The following is a 26,689-nucleotide window of genomic DNA, read 5'->3' on the forward strand; positions in this document are numbered from 1 at the left end:
AGCGTCGTGATTGGGTCACGGAGCGTCATGCGACGCTCCCAACTGGATGACGGCAAAGGGTCGAACTCGGTCGTTCAGAGTGATTGGGTTTTGACCCAAGCATTCTGCAGCCAAGTGGAAACGCGCCTAAAATAAATAGTTAGAGCGGGATGCCCGCTTCAACTTGAACGCATCCCGCTCTAGCTGAAGCGGCTCCCGATAAGCCGGCTCCACTGCTCGCCCGCAAGGCCGTTCAGGAAGACTTGCGAGTTCTTCATCGCGTCCAAAAGCTCTGGATCGCGTGAATGTACCACCGTTGAGGCAACGGTCAGGAAAGCAATGCGTCGTCCAAGCATCGCCTCCAGAAGTGCAGGTTGAATACGTCCGCGCAGGCCGCTGACGCCGCGCGCGGCGGCGTGATCGATCAGGCAGTCAATCACCGGGCCCGCCTGGCCGGGAAGGGCGAAGATCTGCAGCACGCGACCAATTTCATACTTCCGTGCGTAGTAGGCGAAAGCGCCGACATTGGTGCCGACTGGCGACGTCACACAAACGTAGACAAGCTCCCCCAGATCCGGCTTTTGTGCCGCATCTGTCAGGATGTGGTCGAGTTGATCTTCCGTCCAGTCAGGCCGCAGGGCGAATTGAGCGGTAAACGGTTCGATGAGCCTGGCAAATGCATGGCTGTCGATTTCGGATGTACGAAAGGCTCCGTGGCCTGCCCCGTCCACCGCCACACCCGACCAACGTCGTTCGCTGGACGTCATCCTTCTGCAGTAAAATCGGTCGACTGCACGCGCCAGCGGATTGAGCATTCGCGCAAGCGCCATGCGATTGGCGGAAAGGCTGAGCATGAAGGCCGCGGGGCGCATCACACGGACCCAGTCAAGGCTGTATTGCGGCAGGACCACGCCGCGCAGCCGGGTCCACAATTTCACGGAAATATCGTTGGCCGTCTCGCTGAAGGAGATGTCCTGCGGACCATCCAGGTAAGCTTTCAGCAAGCGGGCGCCGGCCAGCGGGTCGTGCTCATGGTCCTCGACCATGAGCGAGCTACAGATGGCCGCGCGTAGTTGTCGGCCGTTGAACGTCATCGGCAGGACGTGGACGCCGACAAATCCGGAGACGCGACCGGCGTCGTTGACATGGACAAGCGACCGGAGGTTGTCTGCGCAACCGGGCGCATCCAGATAAAACCGTTGCATGTATTCCACGAGAGAGGCCGGCGCTTCGGTCCTCTCCTTCAACAGCACGCGCTGAAACATGTTCGCAACTGCCGGGAGGTCGGCGCCTTGCAAGGCGCGAATGACGCTCAAGCCCGGCTCCCGCCACCAAAGTCCCATCCACCGAGCTTCCGGGCCAAGGCGACGCGAGGCACGAGAACATCGGGCGCGCGTTCCAACTCGACGCCCATGAAGCCGTGCAACCTCGGCCAGTTGGCATCGCCCCGGTGACCGAACGGAGTGCTGAATTGCTGCGGCAAGGTGGAACCCTTTGCTTGACCGACGAAAACCGGCGTCATTGCTGCTAGCAGATTCAGGTAAACCGATATTAAAGTCGTTGCTTTGAATGGTAGCGAACCGGGTTTGTCCGGGCCCCATAGCTGGACATCAGCAATTTTGGTTCCTGGCGGACTCTAAACGACCAGCGGCATGAGTTGCGTGCTGCGCGCCGAACCGTTTCGGCTGGCCAAAGTTTCGCGTGGCGGCTCTTGACTGGGAGCGCGGGCGTAATACGGTGAGGACAAATACCGGCTCCGACCGCCGGGCGGCAAGAATGCCTCGTATGCCTCGCCCTGCGGCGGTGGCTGCGGGGCATTGTCATTTTTGAGGCATTGCTTGAAACGGCATATCGACATCGGCATTCTCTATTCGCGGTCCGGCAACTACCGGCTGGTGTCCGAATCCTGCCGTGCGGGTGCGATGAACGCCATCGCCGACGTCAACGGCGATCTCGCTATCCCATTCGAATTCATCCCGATCGAGCGCGACCCGCAGGGCAACATCGATCGCTATGCAAGCGGCTGCGCGGACATTCTCGCCAACAGCGGCGCGCGTCACATCATTGGCTGCGTCACCTCGTGGAGCCGCAAGGAGGTCATTCCAATCCTGGAAAGGGCAGGCGGCACGCTGTGGTACGCCTGCCCGTACGAGGGCTTCGAAGCCAACGAGCATGTCGTCTACACACACGCCTGCCCCAATCAGCATCTCGTACCGCTGCTCGCCTATGTCGTGCCTCGTTTCGGCGCCGATGGCTTCCTGCTCGGTTCCAACTACATCTGGGGCTGGGAGACCAACCGCGTGGCGCGCGACCTGATTGCGGACGCTGGCGGCAAGGTGCTGGGCGAACGCTATCTGCCGCTCGGCGAGGTCGATGTTGCGCGGCTGATCGCGGAGATACAGGCGACGAGACCTGATTTCATTCTGAACAATCTCATCGGCCCTTCTTCTTATGCCTTCATCGCTGCCTATGCGGAGCTTGGCCGGCGCGACCCGCATTTCAGGCCGGAGCGTTGCCCGATCCTGTCCTGCAATCTCACGGAATGCGAATTGCCGGCGCTCAACGGGGCAGGCGATGGCCACCTTTCCGTTGGGCCCTATTTTCACGACATCTCGGGGGCGGATCGCGGTGCGGTTCCAGTGCCTTCCGTCATGCCGGCCTCATCCTTCGAGGCGGCGGCTTATGCCTCGGTGCGCATGCTCGCCGAGATCCTCACCCTTAACCCCGGTGCACAATGGACGGACCTTCCCAAGGTCTTTTCCGAAACATCATTTCGAACGCCGCTGGGCGACATCGCCATCGACCAGCAAACCCAGCATGCTACCTTGCCGGTGCTAATCGGACGTATCGATGGAACATCGTTCAAAACGGTCACACTGACGAAGGGCGTGGCACCCGATCCCTACCTTTCCCGCTATGACCGGACGGAGACGTTCGGGCGGCCACGCCTGCGGGTGGTGTCGTGAGCAAGATGGCGCGTATCCCGAACCTTGGAGGCGCCAGGGCTTTTGTCCTGCATCGTCCACATCCGACCGTGCAGGCGATCACAAGGCAATTGTCGGCCATCGGCCTTGAGGCGATTGGCTTCTGGCCGGAACTGCCGGCCGAAGCCTTGGCGGCGGACTTCGTCTTCTTCGACGTCGATCTCGGCTTTGACGAGCAATTTCCGTGGAAGCCGGGCGAGGCGCCGATGCCGCTGATAGCACTGATCGGCTCCGAGGCGCCGGGGCGCGTCGAATGGGCATTGTCGCACAAGGCCGATGCGCAGTTGCTGAAACCGGTCGGCAATGCCGGCGTCTATAGCGCACTTTTAATCGCAAGGCAGAGTTTCGAGGCGCGCAAGCTTCTGGCCAGCGAGATTGCCTCGCTTCGTCAGCGGGTCGCGGAGCGCCAGACCATCGTACGCGCGGTAGAGGTCTTGTCGAAGGGCGCCGAGGACGGCCGTGCCTATGCGCAGCTCCGCTCGCTGGCGATGAGCTGGCAAATCAGTGTCGAGGAAGCCGCGCGCAGGATCGTGGCGATGACACAAGAAGAAGGCGACGATGACCAATCCGATCGCGCCTGAGCTTTCGGCCGCCGGGCGTATGCCAGCCAAGCCTCGCGCCGGCGTCTGGCGACGTCTGCTAAAACGGCCTCTCGCTTTGCTCGGCCTCGGGATTATTGCCGTTGTCTTGGCCGGCGCCATTCTTGCACCGTGGCTGACAGGCTACGATCCAAACGAGCAGATGTTCGACGGGCTCACGCTTGAAGGCGCGCCACTGCCGCCGGGAGCCCAGTTCTGGCTGGGCACCGACCTGCTTGGCCGCGACCTGCTGACCCGTCTCCTATTCGGCGCGCGCACGTCGCTGATCATCGGCATCGTCGCCAATGGCGTGGCGCTTCTGATCGGCACGCTGGTCGGCATCACCGCCGGCTATTTCCGCGGCTGGATCGGCAGCGCGCTTATGCGCTTCACCGATTTGATGATGGCTTTCCCGGCGCTGCTGCTCGCCATCTGCCTGGCGGCGGTGCTCCAGCCGAGCCTGTGGATCGTCGCCATGGTGATCGCATTGGTGAACTGGGTGCAGACCGCCCGCGTCATCTACACCGAGACAAGTTCGCTCTCCGAACGCGAGTTCATCGATGCCGAGCGCACCATCGGCGCTAGCGCTCCACGCATCCTGTTCCGCCATATCCTGCCACATCTTTTGCCGACGATCATCGTCTGGGGCACGCTCGGTATTTCGACCACGGTGCTGCTCGAAGCGACGCTCAGCTATCTCGGCATCGGCGTGCAACCGCCGACCGCGTCATGGGGCAACATCATCTTCGAGAACCAGACCTATTTCCAGGCCGCGCCCTGGCTGGTCTTCTTTCCCGGTGCGGCGATCCTGGCACTGGCGCTGGCCTTCAACCTGATCGGTGACGCACTGCGCGACATCCTCGATCCGACGCAAAGGGGGCGGGCATGATCGCCTATCTCGGCCGCCGCGTTGTCCAGTCGGTGCTCATCTTGCTCGGCGTCTCTCTGATCACCTTTGCGCTGCTCTACCTGCTGCCCGCCGATCCCGTCCGCCAGATCGCCGGCCGCAGCGCCACACCCGAGACGGTCGAAAACATCCGCCGGCAGCTCGGCCTCGACCAGCCCTTCGTCGTCCAGTATTGGCACTATCTGACCAGCCTTCTCAGCGGCGATCTGGGGCGCTCCTACATTCAGCGCTCGGAGGTCACGGAGCTTATCGTCTCGCGGCTGCCGGCAAGCCTGCTGCTGATGGTCGGCGCCATTGCCTGCGAAGTCGTGATCGGGCTGACGATGGGCCTCATCGCCGCCGTCAAGCGTGGCACCGCCACCGACCAGTCGCTGATGGTCGCCTCCTTCGTTGGCGTCTCGGCGCCGCAATTCGTCGTCGGCCTGATGCTGCTTTATGTGTTCGCGGTGCGGCTCGGCTGGTTCCCGATCGGCGGTTACGGCACCTGGCGTCATCTGGTGCTGCCGTCGCTGACCATGGGAATTCTCGGCGCCGGCTGGTACGCCCGCATGATGCGCTCGTCGATGATCGACGTGCTGCGCCAGGACTACGTGCGTACCGCGCGTGCCAAGGGTCTTGCACGCAGCGCCATTATCCTCCGGCACGCGCTGCCCAACGCCATCCTGCCGGTCATCGCCATGATCGGCATCGATATCGGCATCTTCATGGGCGGCATCGTGGTTGTCGAAAGCGTGTTCGGCTGGCCAGGCATCGGCCAGCTAGCCTGGCAGGCCATTCAGCGCATCGACATTCCGATCATCATGGGGGTCACCCTGGTTTCGGCCTTTGCCATCGTGCTCGGCAATCTCCTGGCCGACACTGTCGCACCGTTCATCGATCCACGCATCAAGCTCAGATGAAAACCAAGAAAACCAGAGAAAGGGAACATGACATGAGAAAATATCTAATATCGACCGTGGCGGCATCGGCGCTTGCGCTGGTGCTTGGCATGACAAGCGTACGTGCCGAAGACGCCGTCGATCCGAATGCCAAGCAGGGCGGCGCGATCACCATCACCTACAAGGACGACGTCGCCACGCTCGATCCGGCCATCGGCTATGACTGGCAGAACTGGTCGATGATCAAGAGCCTGTTCGACGGGCTGATGGACTACGAGCCGGGCACCACCAACCTGCGGCCCGACCTTGCCGAGAGCTACGAGATTGCGCCCGACGGCAAGACCTTCACCTTCAAGCTGCGCCACGGAGTGAAGTTCCACAATGGCCGCGAGATGACCGCCGACGACGTGAAATATTCGCTCGACCGGGTCACCAATCCAAAGACACAGAGCCCGGGTGCCGGTTTCTTCGGCTCGATCAAAGGCTATGACAACGTCGCTGCCGGCAAGGCGGAGAGCCTGGCGGGCATAACCGTCGTCGATCCCTACACGATCAAGTTCGAGCTGACCCGGCCCGACGCCACCTTCCTGCATGTCATGGCGATCAACTTCTCGCATGTGGTGCCGAAGGAAGAAGTCGAAAAATACGGCGCAGACTTCGGCAAACATCCGGTCGGAACCGGCGCCTTCAAGCTCGCCGAATGGACGCTCGGCCAGCGCGTCGTATTCGAGCGCAACCCGGATTACTGGCACGAGGGTCTGCCGCATCTCGACAAGATCACCTTTGAGATCGGCCAGGAGCCGATCGTGGCGCTGCTGCGGCTCCAGAAAGGCGAGATCGACGTTCCCGGCGACGGCATTCCGCCGGCGAAATTCCAGGAGGTGATGGCCGATCCCGAGCAGAAGGCCCGTGTCGTCGAGGGCGGCCAGTTGCACACCGGCTATATCACCATGAATACCACCATGGCGCCCTTCGACAACGTGAAGGTGCGGCAGGCGGTCAACATGGCGATCAACAAGGACCGCATCGTCCAGCTGATCAACAACCGTGCGGTGCCGGCCAATCAGCCGTTGCCGCCGTCGATGCCTGGCTATGACAAGGAATTCAAGGGCTATCCCTATGACGTGGCCAAGGCCAAGGCCTTGCTTGCCGAGGCCGGGCATCCCGACGGATTTGACACGCAGCTGTTTGCCATGAACACCGATCCCAACCCGCGCATCGCGCAGGCCATTCAGCAGGATCTGGCGGCGGTCGGCATCAAGGCCAGCATCCAGTCGCTCGCGCAGGCCAACGTCATCGCCGCCGGCGGCGACAAGGCGGGTGCGCCGATGATCTGGTCCGGCGGCATGGCCTGGATCGCCGACTTCCCCGATCCGTCGAACTTCTACGGCCCGATCCTCGGCTGTGCTGGTGCCGTCCCGGGCGGCTGGAACTGGTCGTGGTATTGCAACAAGGCGCTCGACGCCAAGGCGGCCGAAGCCGACTCCATCGTCGACCCGGCCAGGGCTGGCGAACGCGCCAAGATGTGGAGCGAGATCTACGGCAAGATCATGGAAGACGCGCCCTGGGCACCGGTCTTCAACGAGCAGCGTTTCACCATGAAATCAACCCGCATGGGTGGCGCCGACAACCTCTATGTCGACCCGGTCCACATCCCGATCAACTACGACAATGTGTATGTGACCGATGTGCAATAACTGCGACTACACCATCCACGGGCGCCACCATCATTTCGGCTGGGACAATTCCTTTGTCCCGGCCGAACGGGTGGCGCCAGGGGCGACGATCGAGTTCCAGTGCTTGGACTCGTCCGGCGGGCAGCTGACGATGGAGAGCACCATCGACGACGTTGCTTTGCTCGACTTTGCCAAGGTGAACCCGGTCACTGGGCCAATCTATGTCGACGGGGCAGAACCGGGCGATGCCCTGAAAATCACCATCGAGGCGTTCAAGCCATCAGGCTTCGGTTGGACGGCGAACATCCCGGGATTCGGTCTGCTGGCGAATGACTTCTCCCAACCGGCACTGAATATCTGGAAGTACGACGCCGCCTCGCTCGAACCGGCGCTGTTCGGCAAGAGCGGCCGGGTGCCGCTCAAGCCCTTCGCCGGCACCATCGGCAATGCCCCGGCTGAGCCGGGTCTGCATTCGGTGGTTCCGCCGCGGCGCGTGGGCGGCAACCTGGATATCCGCGATCTCGCCGCCGGCACGGTGCTCTACCTGCCCGTAGAGGTCGCGGGCGCGTTGTTCTCGGTCGGCGACACGCACGCCGCGCAAGGCGATGGCGAGGTCTGCGGCACGGCGATCGAGAGCCCCATGAACGCCGTGCTGACGCTCGATCTGGTCAAGGATGCCCGGCTGCGGACGCCGCGTTTCACAACGCCCGGTCCGGTGTCGCGGCATCTCGACGCCAAGGGCTACGAGGTGACAACCGGTATCGGGCCGGATCTGATGGACGGCGCCAGGAGTGCCGTTTCCCAGATGATCGACCTGCTCTCCGGCCGCTACGGCATGGATCCGGTAGATGCCTATATGCTCGTCTCGGTTTGCGGTGACCTGCGCATCAGCGAGATCGTCGACATGCCCAACTGGGTGGTTTCGTTCTACTTCCCCCGCTGCGTCTTTGAATGAAGGTGGAGGACATCAAACGATCCAGGCAGGCCGCCGCGGAGAGTGGCTCTCTCAGGCCGGTACTCAGCGTCTCAGGCCTGAGCGTCGCCGTGCGCGGCGAGGAGGGCGAGCGCGACGTCGTTTCCGACCTGACATTCGGCCTGACGCGCGGCGAAACGCTTTGCATCGCCGGCGAGTCCGGTTCCGGCAAGTCGATGACGGCGCTGGCCATCATGGGCTTGCTGCCGCAGCCGGCGGCACGCATCGGATCAGGCTCCATCCGGCTCGGCGATCAGGACCTCGCGGCTCTCAGCGAGAGCGGCATGCGCCGCATCCGCGGCGACCGTATTGCCATGATCTTTCAGGAACCGATGACATCGCTCAATCCGGTGCTGTCCATCGGCCGTCAGCTCACGGAGGCGATCGATGCACACACCTCGATGTCGCGCTCCAACTCGCGGCTGAGGGCGCTCGAGGCGCTGAAGGCAGTCCGAATTCCGGATGCCGAACGGCGGCTCGAGCACTATCCGCACGAACTCTCAGGCGGCATGCGCCAGCGCGTGATGATTGCCATGGCTCTGGCCCTGAACCCGGACGTGCTGATCGCCGATGAGCCGACGACCGCCCTCGATGTCACGGTTCAGGGTGAGGTGCTGGAACTGCTGCGCGACCTGCAGCGCGAGCACGGCACCAGTGTTATCCTGATCACGCACGACATGGGCGTCGTCGCCGAGATGGCGGACCGCGTCATCATCATGCGTGACGGACGGATGGTCGAGCAGGGCAGCGCGGCTGACATCTTCAATCGCCCGCAGGCCGACTATACACGCGAGCTTCTGGCCGCCGTGCCGCGCATTGGCGGCGGACGGACCGTCGAAGAACGACAAGACGCCGCCAACATGCCGGCCGAGCTTGTATCTGTCAGCGATCTTCACGTCCGCTTCGACCTGCACGGCGGCTTCTTCGGCCGCGTTGACCGCAGGGTGCACGCGGTCGAAGGCGTCAGTTTCTCGATCGCGCCGCACGAAACCCTGTCGCTGGTCGGCGAATCGGGCTGCGGCAAGTCGACGACGGCCAAGGCGATCGCCGGGCTGGTGCCCTACACCGGCAGCATTTTAATCGGCGGCCAGGACTTGTCGGCGCTCAGCCGCAAGGAGCGCAAGGCTGTCCGCCGCAATGTGCAGATGATCTTTCAGGATCCCTTCGCGTCCCTCGATCCGCGCATGCGGGTCGGCGATCTCGTCGCCGAGCCTCTGCTGATCCACGGCCTCGGCGACAGAGAGCAACGGCATGCCCAGATCGCCGCCCTGTTCGAACGCGTCGGCCTCTCGGCTGACCAGATGGAGCGCTATCCCCACGAATTCTCCGGCGGGCAGCGCCAGCGAATCTGCATTGCGCGGGCGCTGGCGCTGCGACCAAAGCTGATCATTGCCGACGAGAGCGTCTCTGCTCTCGACGTGTCGGTGCAGGCGCGCGTGTTAAGATTGCTGAAGGAGCTGCAGCGCGAATTCGGCGTCGCATATCTCTTCATCTCGCACGACATGGCGGTGGTCGAGAACATCTCCGATCGCGTGGCGATAATGTATCTGGGGCAGATCGTCGAGATGGGCACCCGCGACCAGATCTTCTCCAACCCGCGCCATCCTTACACAAAGCGGCTGATCGAAGCCGTTCCGGTTCCCGATCCAGGCCGGCGCCGCGCCCGGTTCGCCCGTTTGGACAGCGAAATTCCAAGCGCTGTGCGGCGCATCGGTGACGAGCCCCGGAAACTCAAGCTCGAAGATGTTGGCGACGGCCACCTCGTCGCCACTTGATCGAGCTTAGGCTGCCTCGTGCAGCCAATCCCGCAGAGGCTCGGGGACAGCTGCATATGTGATGTTCGAGCGGAGGAAAATGATCGGCGATGGCGCTGCCGCGGCAGCGCCGTTCGGCGATGCCGAGTTGGCAACATCACCCGTTTACACCTGACATGTTAGCGTGCTAACGCTACATCCACATTGATTTCAACGGAGATCGTATTGGCTTCCCGCTTTGGTCTTTCGGTTGCCCTGACCACACCCTTCAACCCGTCGGGGCAGATAGCGCTCGCGCCGATGATCGCGCATGCCCGAGCCTGCCTTGGCGCCGGCTGCAGCAGCGCGACGCTGTTCGGCACCACCGGCGAAGGAGCCTCGGTCGGCACCGACGAGCGACGGATCGTCACCGAGGCCATGCTGGCGGCCGGTATTCCGCCACATCAGCTCGTCGCCGCAGTGCTGGTCGATGCAGCCGAAGATGCCGCCGATCAGGCCCGGCACGCTTTGCAGCGCGGCGTTCGCAACATTCTGCTCGCTCCGCCGAGCTACTTCAAGAATGTCGGCGAGGACGGGCTGTTCGGATGGTTTTCCGCCGTCTTCGCCGCACTCGGTCCGCTGGCGCGCGACGTGCTGCTCTATAACATCCCCTCAGTCACCATGGTGCCGCTCCCGCTTGGGCTGATCGGCCGGCTGCGCGCCGCCTTTCCCGCTGTGGTGGCCGGGGTGAAGGATTCCGGCGGGGACTGGAGCTACAGTGAGGCGCTGCTTGAGGCGCACGGCGATCTGGTGATCCTCATCGGCGACGAACGGCATCTCGCGAGAAGCGTGCGCCGCGGCGGACAGGGCGCGATTTCCGGCATGGCTAATTTTGTTACCGGCGAAATCCGGGCAATGGTCGAAAACGGGGGCGACGACCCACGCGTCGAAGACTTCGTGCTCGAATTGCTCAAATACCCGGTCACGCCGGCGGTGAAGGTCATGGTCGCGCGCAAGACCGGCGACGAGCGCTGGCTGGCGGTCCGCCCGCCCCTAGAGGCGATCGATCCACAGGGACAGCGGCAGCTTGCCGCTGCCTTCGACAGGCTGTTTGCGACAGAGGCAGCCTGACCGACAAGGCCGGGCTGACCGACAAGGAAGCGAGCTGAAGTGGAAGAGGGCAGCGAACCGATCACTCTCCGGGAGAAGGCCTATGCCAGCTTCACGCGGCATTTGCTGGCCCGCGATCTGCGGCCGGGGCAGTTCGTGTCACAGCGCGAACTGGTCGCTTTCACCGGGCTGCCGCTGGGTGCCATTCGCGAGATCGTCCCGCGTCTCGAGGCCGAGGGACTGCTGACCACCATCCCGCAGCGCGGCATGCAGATCGCGCATATCGATATCAATCTGATCCGCGAGGCGTTTCAGTTTCGGTTGTTCATGGAACGCGAGGCAGTGGCGCTATTCACGACCAGCGCTTCTGATGCCGAACTTGCCCGCATGCGGCGCGAACATGAAGAGATGCTGGCCCAAGCTCTCGGGCAGGCACCGACGCCGGAAATGGAAGCCAAGGCCCAGAACATCGACTGGGCGATGCACGACACCTTCATCAATGCGCTCGGCAACGAGATTATCGCCAAGGCCTATCTGGTCAACTCGGTGAAAATCCGGCTGATCCACCAGGAGCGTTTCCGCATCGACGGTCGTGTGGTGCCGGTGATGCGCGAACATTTGGCGGTCATCGAAGCCATGGAGAGCCGCAATCCGCAAAGAGCGGTTGAAGCGATCAGTCTGCATATCGACAATGCGCGCCGGCTGGCGCTCCAGATCTGAGGAAATATAGCCGCGCCGCGGTTTGCGGCGCATCCACAACGACAGCAACCGGGAGGAAGAAATGTCGTCCAATCTGTTCAACCCAACCAGGAGGCAACTCCTTGCCGGAACCGCGGCGCTAACCGCTGCGGGCCTTGTGGGGCTTCGCCCCGGCTTTGCCGCAGGCGTTGACTGGAAACGCTTTGCCGGGACGACGCTTGACGTCAATCTGGTGAAAAGCCCGCGCAGCGACACCATCCTGAAATATCTCGCCGAGTTCGAGGAACTGACCGGCATCAAGGTCAATGCCGAGGCAACGCCCGAGCAGCAGCAGCGCCAGAAGACGGTGATCGAGTTGAGCTCGGGCAAGCCGAGCTTCGACGTCGTGCATCTGAGCTACCACGTGCAGAAGCGCCAGTTCGAGAAGGGTGGCTGGCTGGCCGACATCGCCGGCTATCTCGCCGATCCGTCGCTCACCGACCCGGCGCTGGTCGAAAGCGACTTCGCCGAAGCCGGCATGCTGTTTGCCAAGGACGGCCAGGGCGTGCTGCGCTCGCTACCGTTCTCGGTGGACTACTGGATCCTGTATTGGAACAAGGAGCTGTTCGAGGCCAAGGCCCTCAAATACCCAGAGACCTTCGAGCAACTGGTGGCAGCCGCCGAAGCGCTGACCGACCACTCGACCAATACATACGGCTTCGTCGCCCGCGGGCTCAAGAACGCAAACACGCCGGTGTGGACGTCGCTGATGCTCGGCTACGACATGACGCCGCTAGATGACAAGGGCAAGCTGCGCACCGAGGCTCCCGAGGCGATCGAGGCTGCCGCGCTCTATCAAAGATTGATGACCAAGTCCGCCCCTCCGGGCGTTACCGGGTTCAACTGGGCCGAAGCACAGTCGGCCTTCCTGCAGGGCAAGATCGGCATGTGGCTCGACGGCGTGGGTTTTGCCCCGCCGATGGAAAATCCGGAAAAATCGAGGGTGGTCGGCAAGGTCGGTTACGGCGTGATGCCCAAGGGTCCCAAGGCGCATGCCTCGGGCACCTTCGGCGACGGGATTGGCGTTACCGCCGCCAGCGAGAAGAAGGAGGCTGCCTATCTGTTCTGCCAGTGGGCGGTATCGCCAACCATGGGTGCACGGCTGTTGCAGGCCGGCGCCGGCGTTCCGTTCCGCAAATCCGTGCTGGAGGATCCCAAGGTGCGCGAAGGCGTCACCATGCCGGCAAGCTGGCTTGATGCCGTGGTCGGCTCGGGCAATATCAGTCGGCTGGCACTGCCGGTCATCATCCCCGTCACGGAATTCCGCGACATTTATGGTGTGGCGTTGACCAACATGATTGCCGGCGCCGATCCAGCCGCGGAGCTGAAGAAGGCCACCGAACAGTTCCAGCCGGTTCTCGACAGGAGCGAGCAGGGCTGATGTCGGCCACCACCCCAGAACAGACCGGGGTGACGATGCCGGTTATCGACGGGAGCCAGACGATCCGGCTGGCTCCCAACTACTGGCCATTCGTCGTCCCCGCACTCGTCGTCGTCGGCGCCGTCATCGTTTTCCCCTGGGCTTTCACCCTGTGGATGAGCGTCAATCGCTGGACGCTCGGCCAGTCGCGGAGTTTTGCCGGGATGGAAAACTATCTCCGCCTGGCCAGCGACCCACGTTTCTGGGAATCCCTTGTTCATACGTTGACCTACACCTTCCTCTCGGTTGCAGCGCCGATGCTGCTGGGCACCCTGGCCGCCCTGATCTTCGATGCCAGGTTTCCGCTGCGCGGCTTGCTGCGCGGCGTCTTCGTCATGCCGATGATGGCGACACCCGTTGCCGTCGCACTGGTTTGGACAATGATGTTCCATCCTCAGCTTGGCGTGCTCAACTACCTGCTGTCGCTGGTCGGCATCCCGGCCCAGGAATGGATATTCAACGCCAACACGGTCATCCCGTCGCTGGTTGCGGTCGAGACCTGGCAGTGGACGCCGCTCGTCATGCTGATCGTGCTTGGCGGGCTGGCCTCGGTGCCGCGCGAGCCCTTCGAAAGCGCCGAGATCGACGGCGCCAATGCCTGGCAGCAATTCCGCTATCTCACTCTGCCGATGATCGCGCCGTTCCTGATGATCGCGGTCATCATCCGCACCATCGATGCGCTGAAGAGCTTCGACATCATCTACGCGATGACCCAGGGCGGGCCGGGTACGGCGTCGGAGACCATCAACATCTATCTCTACAACACCGCCTTCTCCTACTACGATATCGGCTACGGCTCGGCCATGGCCGTGGTGTTCTTCATTGTCATCGTGGCCCTGTCGTTTGTCCTGCTGATGCTGCGCCAACGCTCGCAGTGGATCGATACGGAGGGCAAATAGATGAGTTCACGGCTGCTCAACCAGATCGGTCTGTTTTTCGCTGCCCTGGTTTTCGTCTCCCCGGCGATCCTGTTCTTCCTCTGGATGATCTCGCTGTCGCTGAAATTCGAGATCGACAACGGTGCCTATCCGCCGATCCTGATCCCCGAACGCTTCGCCTGGTCGAACTATGTAAAGGTGTTCGAGGAGAACAATTTCCTGCTCTATCTCTGGAATTCGGTGCTGGTGACCGGCACGGCGACCTTGCTGGCGCTGCTGATCGGCGTACCGGCCGGCTATGGCATCGCACGGCTCAAGGCTGAACGATCGGCGGTCGTCATCATGATCGCCCGAATGACACCTGGGCTATCCTATCTCATCCCGCTGTTTCTGCTGTTCCAATGGATCGGGATACTCGGCACGCTGTGGCCGCAGATCATCATCCATCTGGTGGTGACGGTGCCGATCGTGGTGTGGGTGATGATCGGCTATTTCGAGACCACGCCGATGGAACTGGAGGAGGCGGCCAACATCGACGGCGCCAGCTCCTGGCAGGTTTTCCGGCTGGTTGCCCTGCCCATCGCCAAGCCAGGCATCGTCGTCGCCTTCATCCTGTCCGTGATCTTCTCGTGGAACAATTTCGTCTTCGGCGTCGTGCTCGCCAGCCGTGAGACGCGCACACTGCCGGTCGCCGTCTACAACATGTTGTCCTACGAGCAGGTCAGCTGGGGGCCGCTCGCCGCGGCGGCGCTGGTGGTGACGTTGCCAGTGCTGATCCTGACCATGTTCGCGCAAAGGCAGATCGTGGCGGGGCTGACCGCCGGCGCCGTCAAGGGCGGTTGAGCGCGCGCCCGGACATCACTCTTTTTCCAGGAAAGATCCAATGGCATCGGTAACGATCAACAACGTGCAGAAGACCTTCGGGGCCACCAAGATCATTCACGACGTCAGCGTCGACATCGCCGACGGCGAATTCGTCATCCTGGTCGGCCCGTCGGGATGCGGAAAATCGACGCTGCTGCGCATGATCGCAGGCCTTGAGACGATCTCCGGCGGGAAGATCGCCATCGGCGAACGCATGGTCAACAATCTGCGCGCGCGGGACCGGAACATCGCCATGGTGTTCCAGAATTATGCGCTCTATCCGCATATGACCGTTGCCGACAACATGGGCTTTGCCCTCAAGATCAAGAAAGCCGACCCGGCCGACACCGCTGGCCGGGTCCGGAAGGCAGCCGGCATCCTCGGCCTGGAAAAGCTGCTTGACCGCTATCCGCGCCAGCTTTCGGGCGGCCAGCGTCAGCGCGTCGCCATGGGCCGCGCGATCGTACGTGACCCGCAGGTCTTTCTGTTCGACGAGCCGCTCTCCAACCTCGACGCCAAGTTGCGCGTCCAGATGCGCGGCGAGATCAAGGCCCTGCACCAGCGGCTGGGTACCACGACGATCTATGTCACGCACGACCAGATCGAGGCCATGACGATGGCCGACAAGATCGTCGTGCTGCATGACGGCCTGGTCGAGCAGATCGGCGCGCCGCTGGACCTCTACGACCATCCGGCCAACCTCTTCGTTGCCGGTTTCATCGGCTCGCCCGCCATGAACTTCATTGCCGGCCGCATCGAGGAGGGCGTGTTCCGCAGCGCCGGCGGGTTGGTCCTGCCGTTGCCGGAAGGCGCCCAGCCCGCGGATGCCGCAGGACGCGAACTCGTCTACGGCATTCGACCGGAACATATCCGGGCGACGGGGCAAGGCGTGCCGGGTACGATCACGCTTCTCGAGGCGACAGGCTCGGAAATCTTCGCCAGGGTCGACTGCTCCGGTGAAGAAATTTCCTGCCTTTTCCGAGAAAGGCTTGCGCTCAGGCAGGGCGAAGGGGTGGGGATCGAGATCGACCGCGCATGTGCGCATCTGTTCGACGCAGCAACCGGTCGGCGCATCTGACCCAATGGTCTGGTGAATGCGTGGTCGGCCTTAGGTCGGCAACGCGAATTCATCGGCGACCTCGATGGCGCGGCCTTCGCTGGCCGATCTCTGGGCGCCGAGACCCATGACGACGGCCCACCAGCCGTCTTGCAAGGTCACTTCCACTTTGCCTTGTTCGCGCACCGCAGCGGTGAAGCGGGCGTGCTCGAAATAGTCGAACCGCTATGGTCGCCTGCCTCGAGCAGCCGGGGGTCGACGGGAATCTCCAGCAGGCGTGGTCCAGGCGGATTGCGCGGACTGACGATCAACTGGGGCACTGGCGCAGGGCCAAGCTGGGTCGGCCAGAAACGGCCTGGTCCGGGAACCAGACATTCGATCTTTCCGTCGCCGCCGACAGCGCAGAGTTGCTCCTGGTAGCGGCTGCCCTCGGCAAACATGCAGAGTTTCCAGCATGGCGCGCGCGCCGCGAGGGCGCTCTCTGCGATCATTGCTGCCACAGGATGATCCGGAAACGCTTCAAAGTGAATTTTCTCGTGGGCGGTCTTCGGCACTACGGAGATCCGCGCCGGCATGTTCGCGCGCCTGAATCCGGCTGACTGACAATACGACCTGTGCTGAGGTTCAGTACGAACTACCGATCAGGGCAGATGGGATGTTCGTCCGCGTGATAGCGGCGAGGCGTGAAATCCGCGATCGTTCTGCAGTTCTGCTTTGCTGCAGAGCCGCAGCTCGACGGAGACGTTCTCGTGAAACTGTACTGCGCACCGTGGGTTTGCAGCCTTGCCGAACATCTCGCTCTTCGGGAGGCGGATACCTCCTTCGATAGCGAGCGCATCGACCGGGTGTCGAGGCAATCATGAGCCGAGCCCGCAAGATCGCAATCGCTATCGTCGCCCTTATGGTGATTCCAATGGCAGCTATTTGGAGCTGGCAATGGTTCACGCGGGGCCGGTTCGAGGAAACGACCGATAACGCCTATCTCCGCGGAGACATTACCAGCATCGCGCCGAAGCTCGCCGGTTACGTCGTCGAAGTCGACATAGACGACAATGCCAGTGTGTCAAAGGGTGCTGTCCTGTTTCGCATCGACGACAGCGACTACAAGGCCAAGGCCGAGCAGGCGAAAGCCAACGTCGCCGCCCGGCAGGCGGAAATCGCCAACATCAAGGCGACCCGTGAACTGCAGGACGCATTGATCGCGCAGGCTGAGGCGCAGAAGCAATCTGCCGCAGCCGACCTGCAATTCGCCCGCGCCAACCTGAACCGCTACGTCACGCTGCAGAAGAACGGGACCGCAAGCGATCAGAAGCTGCAGGATGCGCAGGCCGGCCATGACAAGGCAAAGGCATCGCTGGACGGTGCAGAGGCCAATCTGCTGGCTCAAAAATTGAAGCTCGGTGTCCTGGATGCACAGTTGTCCGGTGCGCAGGCAGCCCTGTCCCAGGCACAGGCAGCGCTCGACCTGGCAATGCTCGACCTGGCCAACACCGTCGTGAGGGCCCCGGTCGGCGGCATCGTCGGTAATCGCCAGATCCGTGTCGGCCGCTATGTCACCCCAGGGACAGCAGCCTTGGACATCGTTCCGGTTAACGATGTCTGGATCGTTGCCAACTTCAAGGAAACACAGCTGAAGCAGGTTGAGATCGGCCAACGGGTTCGCGTCATGGTTGATGAATATCCAGATCTGCAAATCGACGGCCTTGTCGACAGCTTCGCTCCCGGTAGCGGCGCGGCATTCAGCCTGCTGCCGCCGGACAACGCCACCGGAAACTTCATCCGCGTCGTCCAACGTGTGCCGGTCAAGATCAGGATGACGCGCAATCCGTTGCCCGGCCGCCTGGTTCCGGGACTCTCGGCTCGTGTTGCCATCACCGTCGGCACCAGGGATGCTCCGGCTGTAGCGCAGGAAATGCAGACAGGCGGGATTGCGGACGGGCGCTCAGCACAATGATGCACCTCGCCGAAACGGCGGCTGTGCAGCGCCATCCCGGTACATTGCGCGCTTGCTTGATAGCAACCGGCGTCGTGCTGGCCGCCTTCATGGACGCGGTCGCATCCACTGCACTGTCCATCGGCCGGATCGACATGCTCGGCGACACCTACGCAACGTTGGACGAACTGGCGATGATCGACGTTGTTTTCATCGCGGCCAAGCTGACGGCGTTCCTTGTCGCTCCGCTACTTGTGACGGCAGCCAGGCCGACCGCCTGCCTGCGCGCGGCGGTTGTCGCCCTTCTGCTGGCATCCGCGGCCTTGACGTTGTCAGTGGACCTCACCTGGATTTGCATCTGCCGCATTGTCCAAGGGCTGGCTGGCGGCACAGTTCTCGTCGCCGGCCAGACACTGCTGTTCTTTCGGTTCCCGCACCGGCATCAGCCGGTCGTTCAGGCGGTTTTTGCCGTAGGCGCCGTCATGGCTCCGACGACCGTCACGCCAGCCCTGCAGGGCTGGCTTGTCGACCATCTGACCTGGGAGTGGATATTCCTGAGCATCATTCCGCTCGGCATCGTCTCCCTTGTCCTGTTGGCGGCGGACGGCGATCGGACCTTTTGGCGGAAAACCAGGTTTCCTGCCGTCAGGATATTGTTGCTCGGCATCAGCGCCGCGCTTTTGACCTACGTCCTGCTGCAAGGCAGCAGGTTCAACTGGTTCGACGACACCGACATCACCTTCCTTGCCGCAACCGGTATGACGGCTGCCGGCCTCCTGGCCGTCTGGGAGACCCGCTTTCGTTCAGAAGGCTCACTGCTGGCCATCTCGCCCCTTGGCAATCCGGACTTTCGCTTTGGCCTTCTCGTCAGCTTCGTCGCCGGCTCTGCCCTTTCAGGCAGCGCCTATCTTATTCCGGCTTTTGCCCTCAACGTGCTCGATTTTACCGCGACGGGCGCAGGAGTGCTTCTGCTGCCCAGCGGAGCCATGCTCGCGCTTGGACTTCTGTTGTCCGGCTTCGTCATCCAAAGGACCGGGATGCGCCCGATCACGCTTGCGCCATTTGGCATTCTGCTCTTCGCAGGTGCCATGTGGCTGCTGTCCGCTTCGACGAGCGGTAGCGGATCACCGGACCTGACCCTTGCTCTGCTGCTGCGAGGATTCGGCCTCGGCCTTCTGTTCGTGGCACTGACGCTGGTTACGCTGCAGGGCCTTGCCGCCAATGCGTTGCCGTTTGGCATCGGGCTGTTCAACTTCGGCAAGCAGGTGGGCGGTCTGACCGGCACAGCCCTCTTGCAAACGTATATTGATCACCAGAATGTCCACAACCGGACGATACTGGCGTCCCACCTCGTCAATGGCGATCCAGCCGTAGACCCGCGCTTGAGAGCAACTGCGAACGCTCTGGCGAACAGTGTCGACAGCACTGCGGCGACAAAGACCGCCCTGCCGCTGCTGCAGCGCGCGCTTGAGAAGCAGGTCGCCACGATCTCGTTCGACGAAGCTTTCTTCGCGCTCGTCCTGCTGTTCGCGGTCGCTGCGCCCTGTCTCATTGTCGCCAAACAATTGCTCGGCCGCCAAGCCGCTCCGCAGAACTAAAACCGCGTCCACGCCCTATACTTTGGAGCAGATGTGTTGGTCGGGAGAGGCTTCCAGATTATCTCATGAGCCGTGTTAACCGGACGAGACAGGGATGACGAATGCAGAGGTTTTTCCGGTTTCACTCTGCAGCCGACGAAGAGGCAGCCGAGCGTCTTACCTGTCCGGCTCGTATTCCCAGTGGTAGGTGTTGATGCATCGATCCGCGTCGCTCCTCGCGCGAGGCCATCGTTAGGGCCCCCGTAGCGGCGATAACTCCGCGCAATGCATGGATTTCCATGAGATGCAGCCGAGGCATGGCGGAACTAGATTTAGGCGGTGAGTTCGCCTGTCCAGATATTGAAAACAAGTGCTATATCAAGCGCTGACCGTCCCCAGGCTTTTTTGTCCGACAGGAGAAGCCAATGACAGCAGCGTCCAACTCACTTGGCGAAATCGACCCCGAAGCAACGCTTGCGCTGCAAATCATTGAGAGCATGCCCGGCCACGCGTGGGCAGCCGATGCCGCCGGAAGATTCACCTATGTCAGCCCAAACACCCTGGCGTTCCTCGGCAACACGCATGAGGGTCTCAACACTTCCGAAGACAACGACGAGTTCGGCTGGCGTCGAGCCGTCCATCCCGACGATTATGATCCTGTAGCCGCCAGATGGCGGCATTGCCTCGAAACCGGCGATCCCTATGATACCGAGCATCGCCTGCGGCGCGCCGATGGCGTCTATCGCTGGTTTCGAAGCTCAGGACGACCATTTCGCGATAGCCAGGGGCGCATCGTTCAATGGTACGGCACGACAATAGACATTGAGGACCAGAAGCGGGCCGAGTCAGCATTGCGCGACCGGGAGCGGGAACTCTCGCAGCTCGTGGATATGGTCCCGAGTCATATCTGGCGGCTCGATCCCGATGGCGAGCCGATCTTCTTCAATGGGCGCATGGTCGACTTTCTCGGCCTCGATGTAGCGGATCTGGACCGACCGGGCATGAGCCGGCTGGCGGCGATGATACAGGCCGCCGTTCATCCGGACGACGCAGCAGCATTCGGCGATGCACTTCGTGATTGCTTCGCTACCGGTGCGAGCTTCGCCATGCGCTATCGCCTGCGCCGTGCCGATGGCGTCTATCGCTGGATGTCGAGCCGGGCGGAGCCGATGCGCGATGGCGCTGGCCGCATCGTCCAGTGGTACGGCCTCTGTCACGACATAGACGATCAGATGCACGCCGAAGCGGCGTTGCGGCAGAGCGAGCAGCAACTTCAGCACATGATCGACGCCGTGCCGGTCCGCATCTGGAGTGTGATGCCGACCGGCGGGCCGGTCTACTTCAACAAGCGATACCAGGACCATTTCCGCTCCGTTATCGCGAACTTTGACGCGCTCGGCGAGCCGGGAATCGAAACGTTGCTGCACGAGGTGATTCATCCCGAAGATGCGCCCGAGGTGCAGCGCACGTTGCTGAGGTGTTTCGAAACTGGCGGCGGCTCCGCGATACGGTTTCGCTGGCGCGAAAAAGACGGCACCTATCGCTGGGCTGAGTGCAGGGTCGAGCCGCGACGCGATGACGATGGAACGGTCGTGCAGTGGTACGGGGTTTCTCTCGACATCGACGATGAGGTGCGCGCGCAGGCGGCGTTGCGCAAAAGTGAGCGGCGCCTTCAGCAGCTGATCGACACCGTGCCCGCTTTGATCTGGAGTACGACACGGGAAGGGACGCCTTCCTACGTCAACAAACGGTTCACCGATGTAACCGGGGCCACGCTCCGCGACATCACCGCCCCGGACGGCTCGCCGTCGCTGAGCGTGATCCATCCAGACGATATCGACACCGCACGACAGGCGATCCGCCATTCATTCGCAACGGGCGTGCCTTACGTTCAGAGATATCGCCAGAGGCGGGCCGACGGCGGCTATCGCTGGACCGAGACTCGCGCCGAGCCGCTGCGCGACGAAGATGGCAGCATTCTCCAATGGTACGGCGTGAGCGTCGACATCCATGACCTGGTGACCACGCAAGCCGCGTTGCACGACCGGGAACGAGAGCTCTCGCAACTCGTCAACATGGTTCCGAGCTACCTCTGGCGGCTATCTCCCAACGGTGAGCCGACCTTTTTCAACAAGCGCCTGATAGATTTTCTCGGCCTGGACATAGCGGACGCGGAAAAGCCGGACACGAGCCTGCTGGCGGCCTTCATTGCCACCGTCGTCCATCCCGACGATGCAGCCAGCCTGAAGGAAGCACTCGACAGCTGCTTTGCCACCGGCGAGCGCTTCTTCATGAAGTATCGCCTGCGCCGTGCCGATGGCGTTTATCGTTGGATGGAGGGCCGCGCGGAGCCGCTGCGGGACCAGGGTGGACGCATCGTCCAATGGTACGGCCTTACGCACGACATCGACGATCAGCTGCGCGTCGAAGAGGCGCTGCGCGAGAGAGAACGGGCTCTCTGGCAGCTCGTTGAAACGCTGCCGGCAATGATCGATTGCGCCGCGCCGGATGGCGAACCGATATATCGCAGCCAGCAGCTCCGCGAATTCCTCGGATACAATCTTGAGGAATTGGACGAAGCGGGAAAGTCCCGGCTGGCTGGCACACTCGACGCCGGTGTTCATCCCGACGACCTGACAGGTGTCAAAGAGAGATATGCCCATTGTCTGTCCACAGGCGAGCCGTATGCGCGACGGCACCGTCTGCGGCGCTTCGATGGTGAATATCGCTGGGTCGAGACGCGCGCCGCGCCGATGCGCAACGCTGAAGGCGCCATAGTGCAGTGGAACGTTATCTGCCTCGACATCGAAAATGAGGTGCGGACACAAGAGGAGCTTCGGCTGGCACAAGAGAGACTTGCGCGTGCGAGCCAGGCGGCGAGCCTTGCCGAACTCTCCGCATCCATCGCTCATGAGGTGAACCAGCCGCTGGCCGCCATCGTCGCCAACTCCAACGCATGCCACCGTTGGCTGTCCGCCGAGCCCCCGAACGTCGAGCGCGCGAAGATCACGGCCGAGCGTATCATCCGCGATGCCAACTCGGCGGCGGATGTCGTCAGCCGCATCCGTGCCTTGTTCAGACCTTCGCTTGAAATGAGAACCAGCACGCCGATCCCCAGCGTCGTTGCCGAAGCACGTGACCTTATGGCCGAGGAAGCCATGCGGCGTCGCGTTCGCATGGACATCGACGTCGAAAGCGACCTTCCGCTGGTTGCGTTCGATCGCGTCCAGATCCAGCAGGTCCTGGTCAACCTCATTCGCAACGGCATGGAGGCGATGGACACCACGGCGGGCGACAAGGTTCTCGGAATGCGCGTGCGCCGGATAGAGGACACGATCCAGACCGAGGTCAGCGACCGAGGCCCGGGTATCGAACGTCCCAACAAGATATTCGAGCCGTTCTTTACAACGAAAGGGAACGGAATGGGCATGGGGCTCGCGATCTCCCGTTCGATCATCGAGTCTCACGGCGGACGCCTTTGGGCGGAGAATAGCGTGCCGCGTGGGGCGATATTCATCTTCACCCTCCCGGTTGAAGCGAAAGCTGCGCAATAACTGGCGGCGCTCAGTAAGCGCTTGGTTTTTCGGCTCTCGGTGAAGGGGCGCCGCCGCCCCATGCAATGCATGGATTTCCATGAGGTGCGGTTGGGGCGTGGCGGGATTAGGGTGGCGACGTGAGTCCGTCAGCCCAGTCCAGCTATCAAGAGCAAGTGCTACACGAAGCGCCGACAATCTCCAGAGTTTGTTTGTCCGTCAGGGGCACCCGATGACGATAGCGCCCAACTCACTTGGCGAGACCGATTCCAGCGCAACGCTCGCGTTAGCGCATGACTTGAACCGATCCGCGCCGGGAAATGGCCGACCTTTCGCGACGAATGAACCGGGCCTGATTCGCGGCAACATGGTCAGCGATCTTGAAAGAGGCAGGTTGTCGCGCGTCTGGTCGCACCGTCCCCAATTCCCGCATCTGGGGCTTTTTATTACGGCCTATGTCCTGGGCTGCGGCTTCGCCCAGTCGCTCGCAATCATACCTGGAACAGGGATTTCCATTTGGCCTCCGAGCGGGCTTTTCATCGCTACTCTTGTCTTCGCCTCCAGGTATAGCTGGCCGTGGTGGGTGCTGGGGGCCTGTGTGGCAGAACTGTTCAGCAACTTCTTGTGGTTCCACACTCCGCTGCCCGCAGCCTTCCTGATCTTTGCCGGCAACGCTCTTGAAGCGGTATCCGGCGCATGGCTTGTGAACCAGACCTGCAAGCGCCCAGTTCGGCTGGAAACGTTGCGGGACGTTCTCGCATTCGTCGTACTGGCCGCTGGAATTGCGCCAGTTGCAAGCGCAACGGTGGGAAGTGCGGCGCTTGCTTGGTTTGGCATACAATCGCAAACCTTTGTGACGGCTTGGCCGCTGTGGTGGATCGGAGACGCGACGGGAGTCCTGATCGTAGCGCCACTGGCGCTGGTCGTGTTCCAGAACTGGCGCGGCAAAGCGCAGCTCTCGGCAGCGCGATGGATGGAAGCTTGCGTCCTGGGGCTGATCTTTCTTGGTATCGCCGCCCTTTCCTTGAGCGGCTATCTGCCCTTCGCCTACATCATCATGCCGCCTCTTCTTTGGGCCGCGGTGCGTTTTGAGTTCAGAGGCGCCGCCGTAGCATTGACCGTCCTCGCTCTGATCACGGCGGTATTCACGATATCCGGCGCCAGCCAATTTGCCGGCGATCCCGAGTCCCAGAAGCACAACCAGATCATGCTGCAGCTTTTTCTGGCCATCTCTGCATTTTCGGCGCTCGTCGTGGCCGCCATTTCCAGGCAGCATCAGGCGGCGGTGCTCACTTTGCGCCAAAGTGTGGAGACCTTGCGGGAGCGGGAGCGAGAACTCTCGTTGCTGGTCGAAATGATCCCCGCTCACATCGCCCGCATGGCGCCCAACGGCGAACCAACCTTCTTCAGCAAGCGCACGACAGACTATATCGGCCTCAACGACATCGCGGACTGGGACGAGCCGGGCACGAGCCGCCTGGCGACCTTGGTCGCGGCAGCCGTCCATCCCGACGATGGACCCAGGATGAGAGAATGGCTCAGCCGCTCGCTCGCCACCGGCGAACCCTATCCCATAAGGTATCGCCTGCGTCGCGCGGACGGCGTGTACCGCTGGAGGGAGGGCCGCGCCGAGCCGCTGCGGAACCAGAGTGGGACGATCGTGCAATGGTACACGGCCAGCATCGACATCGACGATGAGGTGCGCGCGCAGGAGGCATTGCGCGACCGGGAGCGGGAGCTCTCACAGCTTGTCGACATGGTTCCGAGCCACGTTTGGCGCCTGACGCCGGACGGCGAGCCGACCTTTTTCAACAAGCGAATGGTCGACTTTCTCGGCCTTGACGTAACGGATTTGGACAAACAGGGCATCAGCCGGCTGGCGGCGATGATAGCGGCCATCGTCCATCCGGACGACGCAGCAGCATTCGGCGATACGCTCAGTCACTGCCTCGCCACCGGTGAGCGCTTCTCCATGAGGTATCGCTTGCGCCGCGCCGATGGCATCTATCACTGGATGTCGAGCCGGGCGGAGCCGATGCGCGATCACGCTGGCCTGATCGCGCAGTGGTACGGCCTCTGTCACGACATAGACGATCAGATGCAAGCCGAAGAGGCCCTGCGGCGGAGCGAATTGCAGCTTCAGCAGATGATCGACGCTGTGCCGGTCCGCATTTGGAGCGCGGTGCCGACCGGCGGGCCGGTCTACTTCAACAAGCGATACCAGGACCATTTCCGCGCCGTCATCGCCAATTTCGAAACACTCGGAGAGCCGCGCATCGAGGAATTGCTGCAAGAACTGGTTCATCCCGAAGATGCTCCCGAGGTGCTGCGCACGTTGCTGAGCTGTTTCGAAACAGGCGGCGGTTCCGCGATGCGGTTTCGCTGGCGCGAAACAGATGGCTATCGCTGGGCGGAGTGCAGGGTGGAGCCGCGGCGTGATGAAGACGGGGCGGTTGTGCAATGGTACGGGGTTTCCCTCGACATCGACGAAGAGGTGCGCGCCCAGGAAGCGCTGCGACAAGCCTCCGACAAACTCGCGCAAGCCACTCAGGCTGCAAGTCTCGCCGAGCTTTCCGCTTCGATCGCGCACGAGGTGAATCAGCCGCTGGCCGCGATCGTCGCCAATTCCCATGCATGCCACCGTTGGCTGTCCGCCGCCCCTCCGAACGTCGAACGCGCGAAGATTACGGCCGAGCGCATAATCCGGGACGCCAATTCGGCGGCGGACGTCGTCGGCCGCATCCGCGCGCTGTTCAAGCAATCCACCGAGACGAGGACCAATGCGACGCTCAGCAGTGTCATCACAGAGGCACGCGACCTCGTGGCCGAGGAAGCGATGCGGCGGGGCGTTCGCACCAGCGTTGATGTCGGAAGCGACAGTCCGCTAGTCGCGTTCGATCGCGTCCAAATCCAGCAGGTTCTGGTCAATCTCATCCGCAACGGCATGGAGGCGATGGACTCTGGTGCGGATGACGGAGTCATCAGCATCCGCGTGCGCCATATCGGGGATGTTGTCCAGACCGAAGTCAGAGATCGCGGCCGGGGCATCGAGTTTCCCGACCGGATATTCGAACCGTTCTTTACCACGAAAGAGCAAGGGATGGGCATGGGACTAGCGATCTGCCGTTCGATCATCGAGTCGCACAGCGGGCGTTTATGGGTCGAGAAGAACGAACCACGTGGAGCGACGTTTATCTTCACGTTGCCGATTGAAGCGAAAGCGGCGTCATGACGACGGACGGCCAAATTGTCTTCATCGTAGATGACGATGAACGCATTCGGGAGGCGCTCAGCGAGCTGCTGGCTGCACACGGCATGTGTGCCGTAGCGTTCGGATCGGCGGGCGATTATATCCGCGCTGACAAGCCGGACGTCCCTGCCTGCCTCATCCTCGATATCGAGTTGCCGGATATTAACGGCCTCGATCTGCAGCGGCAGATTGCCGAGGGCGATCATCCACCGATCGTTTTCCTGACGGGACATGGCGATATCCCGTCCTCGGTGCGTGCGATCAAGCACGGCGCCGTGGATTTCCTGACTAAGCCCTTCAGCGATGCAGACCTCATGGCCGCAATCCATGCGGCGATTGCCCAGGATCGGGTACAGCGATCGGAGCGCGCCGAGCTGGGCGTGTTGAAGCAACGTTATCTCGAGCTGACGCCGCGCGAACGTGAGGTGCTGCCGCTGGTGGTCAGCGGTCTGCTCAACAAGCAGGCGGCCGCTGAACTGGGGATCAGCGAAGTTACGCTGGAAATTCATAGAAGGAACGTCATGCAGAAGATGGTCGCGGCGTCGCTCGCCGACCTCGTTCGCATCGCCGAGCGATTGGGAATACCGATCACGCACTCGCGCCGGGCAGGGGGGAACTGAG

The 26,689-nt window shown here is 62.3% G+C and carries 20 protein-coding genes; 18 read left to right on the forward strand and 2 right to left on the reverse strand.

Annotated elements, in window-relative coordinates:
• Positions 1-179: 179 nt before the first annotated feature.
• Positions 180-1,295 carry a hypothetical protein gene (locus tag NKJ15_RS07900; protein ID WP_352470632.1) on the reverse strand — a complete coding sequence of 372 codons (1,116 nt, stop codon included), beginning with the start codon at positions 1,293-1,295 and terminating at the stop codon, positions 180-182.
• Positions 1,296-1,817: 522 nt separating this feature from the next.
• Between NKJ15_RS07900 and NKJ15_RS07905 the strand changes: the two genes are divergently transcribed.
• The 13 genes from NKJ15_RS07905 to NKJ15_RS07965 all read left to right on the forward strand — a co-directional run bounded on the left by NKJ15_RS07905 (position 1,818) and on the right by NKJ15_RS07965 (position 15,796).
• Positions 1,818-2,945 carry a transporter substrate-binding protein gene (locus tag NKJ15_RS07905; protein ID WP_352470631.1) on the forward strand — a complete coding sequence of 376 codons (1,128 nt, stop codon included), beginning with the start codon at positions 1,818-1,820 and terminating at the stop codon, positions 2,943-2,945.
• Positions 2,942-3,544: an ANTAR domain-containing response regulator gene (locus tag NKJ15_RS07910; RefSeq protein WP_352455770.1), complete on the forward strand. Its 603-nt coding sequence runs from the start codon at positions 2,942-2,944 to the stop codon at positions 3,542-3,544. The genes NKJ15_RS07905 and NKJ15_RS07910 overlap by 4 nt, the downstream gene beginning before the upstream one ends.
• A 19-nt stretch (positions 3,545-3,563) precedes the next feature.
• Positions 3,564-4,430: an ABC transporter permease gene (locus tag NKJ15_RS07915; RefSeq protein ID WP_352470704.1), complete on the forward strand. Its 867-nt coding sequence runs from the start codon at positions 3,564-3,566 to the stop codon at positions 4,428-4,430.
• Complete coding sequence (locus tag NKJ15_RS07920; RefSeq protein WP_352470630.1) at positions 4,427-5,347, forward strand: ABC transporter permease; 921 nt, start codon at positions 4,427-4,429, stop codon at positions 5,345-5,347. Before NKJ15_RS07915 ends, NKJ15_RS07920 begins: the two co-directional genes overlap by 4 nt.
• A gap of 32 nt (positions 5,348-5,379) precedes the next feature.
• Positions 5,380-7,023: an ABC transporter substrate-binding protein gene (locus NKJ15_RS07925; protein ID WP_352470629.1), complete on the forward strand. Its 1,644-nt coding sequence runs from the start codon at positions 5,380-5,382 to the stop codon at positions 7,021-7,023.
• The gene (locus NKJ15_RS07930) at positions 7,013-7,957 is read left to right on the forward strand and encodes an acetamidase/formamidase family protein (protein ID WP_352470628.1); all 945 of its coding nucleotides are present in this window, start codon (positions 7,013-7,015) and stop codon (positions 7,955-7,957) included. The genes NKJ15_RS07925 and NKJ15_RS07930 overlap by 11 nt, the downstream gene beginning before the upstream one ends.
• Positions 7,954-9,750, forward strand: coding sequence for an ABC transporter ATP-binding protein (locus tag NKJ15_RS07935; RefSeq protein ID WP_352814727.1), 1,797 nt, complete (start codon positions 7,954-7,956; stop codon positions 9,748-9,750). The genes NKJ15_RS07930 and NKJ15_RS07935 overlap by 4 nt, the downstream gene beginning before the upstream one ends.
• 204 nt (positions 9,751-9,954) lie before the next feature.
• Complete coding sequence (locus tag NKJ15_RS07940; RefSeq protein ID WP_352814729.1) at positions 9,955-10,839, forward strand: dihydrodipicolinate synthase family protein; 885 nt, start codon at positions 9,955-9,957, stop codon at positions 10,837-10,839.
• Between the two features lie 39 nt (positions 10,840-10,878).
• On the forward strand, positions 10,879-11,538 hold the full coding sequence (locus NKJ15_RS07945) for a GntR family transcriptional regulator (RefSeq protein ID WP_352540095.1): 660 nt from the start codon (positions 10,879-10,881) through the stop codon (positions 11,536-11,538).
• A 61-nt stretch (positions 11,539-11,599) separates the two neighbouring features.
• On the forward strand, positions 11,600-12,937 hold the full coding sequence (locus tag NKJ15_RS07950; protein WP_352470624.1) for an extracellular solute-binding protein: 1,338 nt from the start codon (positions 11,600-11,602) through the stop codon (positions 12,935-12,937).
• A 35-nt stretch (positions 12,938-12,972) separates the two neighbouring features.
• Positions 12,973-13,875, forward strand: a complete 903-nt coding sequence (locus tag NKJ15_RS07955; RefSeq protein ID WP_245274609.1) for a carbohydrate ABC transporter permease — start codon at positions 12,973-12,975, stop codon at positions 13,873-13,875.
• Positions 13,876-14,697 (forward strand): carbohydrate ABC transporter permease, encoded by an 822-nt coding sequence (locus tag NKJ15_RS07960; protein ID WP_023674179.1) that lies wholly within the window; start codon positions 13,876-13,878, stop codon positions 14,695-14,697.
• A 40-nt stretch (positions 14,698-14,737) separates the two neighbouring features.
• A complete protein-coding gene (locus tag NKJ15_RS07965; RefSeq protein ID WP_352814731.1) occupies positions 14,738-15,796 on the forward strand; it encodes an ABC transporter ATP-binding protein in 1,059 nt (352 codons plus the stop codon).
• 137 nt (positions 15,797-15,933) lie between these two features.
• Here NKJ15_RS07965 and NKJ15_RS07970 read toward each other — a convergent pair whose 3' ends face one another.
• Entirely contained in the window at positions 15,934-16,350 is a 417-nt protein-coding gene (locus NKJ15_RS07970) for a hypothetical protein (protein WP_352470622.1), read from the reverse strand.
• Between the two features lie 284 nt (positions 16,351-16,634).
• Here NKJ15_RS07970 and NKJ15_RS07975 point away from each other — a divergent pair, with 284 nt between their 5' ends.
• The 5 genes from NKJ15_RS07975 (at position 16,635) to NKJ15_RS07995 (ending at position 26,688) form a co-directional block, all read left to right on the forward strand.
• On the forward strand, positions 16,635-17,729 hold the full coding sequence (locus tag NKJ15_RS07975; RefSeq protein WP_352470621.1) for an HlyD family secretion protein: 1,095 nt from the start codon (positions 16,635-16,637) through the stop codon (positions 17,727-17,729).
• The gene (locus NKJ15_RS07980; protein ID WP_352814734.1) at positions 17,726-19,306 is read left to right on the forward strand and encodes an MFS transporter; all 1,581 of its coding nucleotides are present in this window, start codon (positions 17,726-17,728) and stop codon (positions 19,304-19,306) included. Before NKJ15_RS07975 ends, NKJ15_RS07980 begins: the two co-directional genes overlap by 4 nt.
• Positions 19,307-19,710: 404 nt before the next feature.
• Complete coding sequence (locus NKJ15_RS07985) at positions 19,711-22,839, forward strand: PAS domain-containing protein (protein WP_352814735.1); 3,129 nt, start codon at positions 19,711-19,713, stop codon at positions 22,837-22,839.
• A 373-nt stretch (positions 22,840-23,212) separates the two neighbouring features.
• Positions 23,213-26,050, forward strand: coding sequence for a sensor histidine kinase (locus NKJ15_RS07990; RefSeq protein WP_352540156.1), 2,838 nt, complete (start codon positions 23,213-23,215; stop codon positions 26,048-26,050).
• Positions 26,047-26,688, forward strand: a complete 642-nt coding sequence (locus NKJ15_RS07995; RefSeq protein WP_352470618.1) for a response regulator transcription factor — start codon at positions 26,047-26,049, stop codon at positions 26,686-26,688. The genes NKJ15_RS07990 and NKJ15_RS07995 overlap by 4 nt, the downstream gene beginning before the upstream one ends.
• The last annotated feature ends 1 nt before the right edge of the window (position 26,689 follow it).

It is taken from the genome of Mesorhizobium sp. M0207, from assembly GCF_040321995.1.
Taxonomy (GTDB): Bacteria; Pseudomonadota; Alphaproteobacteria; order Rhizobiales; family Rhizobiaceae; genus Mesorhizobium.

Coding starts and splice junctions, on each gene's coding strand:
- NKJ15_RS07930 (WP_352470628.1), top strand. CDS start 7,013: ATGTGCAATAACTGCGACTACACCATCCACGGGCGCCACCATCATTTC.
- NKJ15_RS07965 (WP_352814731.1), top strand. CDS start 14,738: ATGGCATCGGTAACGATCAACAACGTGCAGAAGACCTTCGGGGCCACC.
- NKJ15_RS07925 (WP_352470629.1), top strand. CDS start 5,380: ATGAGAAAATATCTAATATCGACCGTGGCGGCATCGGCGCTTGCGCTG.
- NKJ15_RS07935 (WP_352814727.1), top strand. CDS start 7,954: ATGAAGGTGGAGGACATCAAACGATCCAGGCAGGCCGCCGCGGAGAGT.
- NKJ15_RS07995 (WP_352470618.1), top strand. CDS start 26,047: ATGACGACGGACGGCCAAATTGTCTTCATCGTAGATGACGATGAACGC.
- NKJ15_RS07950 (WP_352470624.1), top strand. CDS start 11,600: ATGTCGTCCAATCTGTTCAACCCAACCAGGAGGCAACTCCTTGCCGGA.
- NKJ15_RS07955 (WP_245274609.1), top strand. CDS start 12,973: ATGCCGGTTATCGACGGGAGCCAGACGATCCGGCTGGCTCCCAACTAC.
- NKJ15_RS07960 (WP_023674179.1), top strand. CDS start 13,876: ATGAGTTCACGGCTGCTCAACCAGATCGGTCTGTTTTTCGCTGCCCTG.
- NKJ15_RS07920 (WP_352470630.1), top strand. CDS start 4,427: ATGATCGCCTATCTCGGCCGCCGCGTTGTCCAGTCGGTGCTCATCTTG.
- NKJ15_RS07985 (WP_352814735.1), top strand. CDS start 19,711: ATGACAGCAGCGTCCAACTCACTTGGCGAAATCGACCCCGAAGCAACG.
- NKJ15_RS07915 (WP_352470704.1), top strand. CDS start 3,564: ATGCCAGCCAAGCCTCGCGCCGGCGTCTGGCGACGTCTGCTAAAACGG.
- NKJ15_RS07970 (WP_352470622.1), bottom strand. CDS start 16,350: ATGCCGGCGCGGATCTCCGTAGTGCCGAAGACCGCCCACGAGAAAATT.
- NKJ15_RS07980 (WP_352814734.1), top strand. CDS start 17,726: ATGATGCACCTCGCCGAAACGGCGGCTGTGCAGCGCCATCCCGGTACA.
- NKJ15_RS07975 (WP_352470621.1), top strand. CDS start 16,635: ATGAGCCGAGCCCGCAAGATCGCAATCGCTATCGTCGCCCTTATGGTG.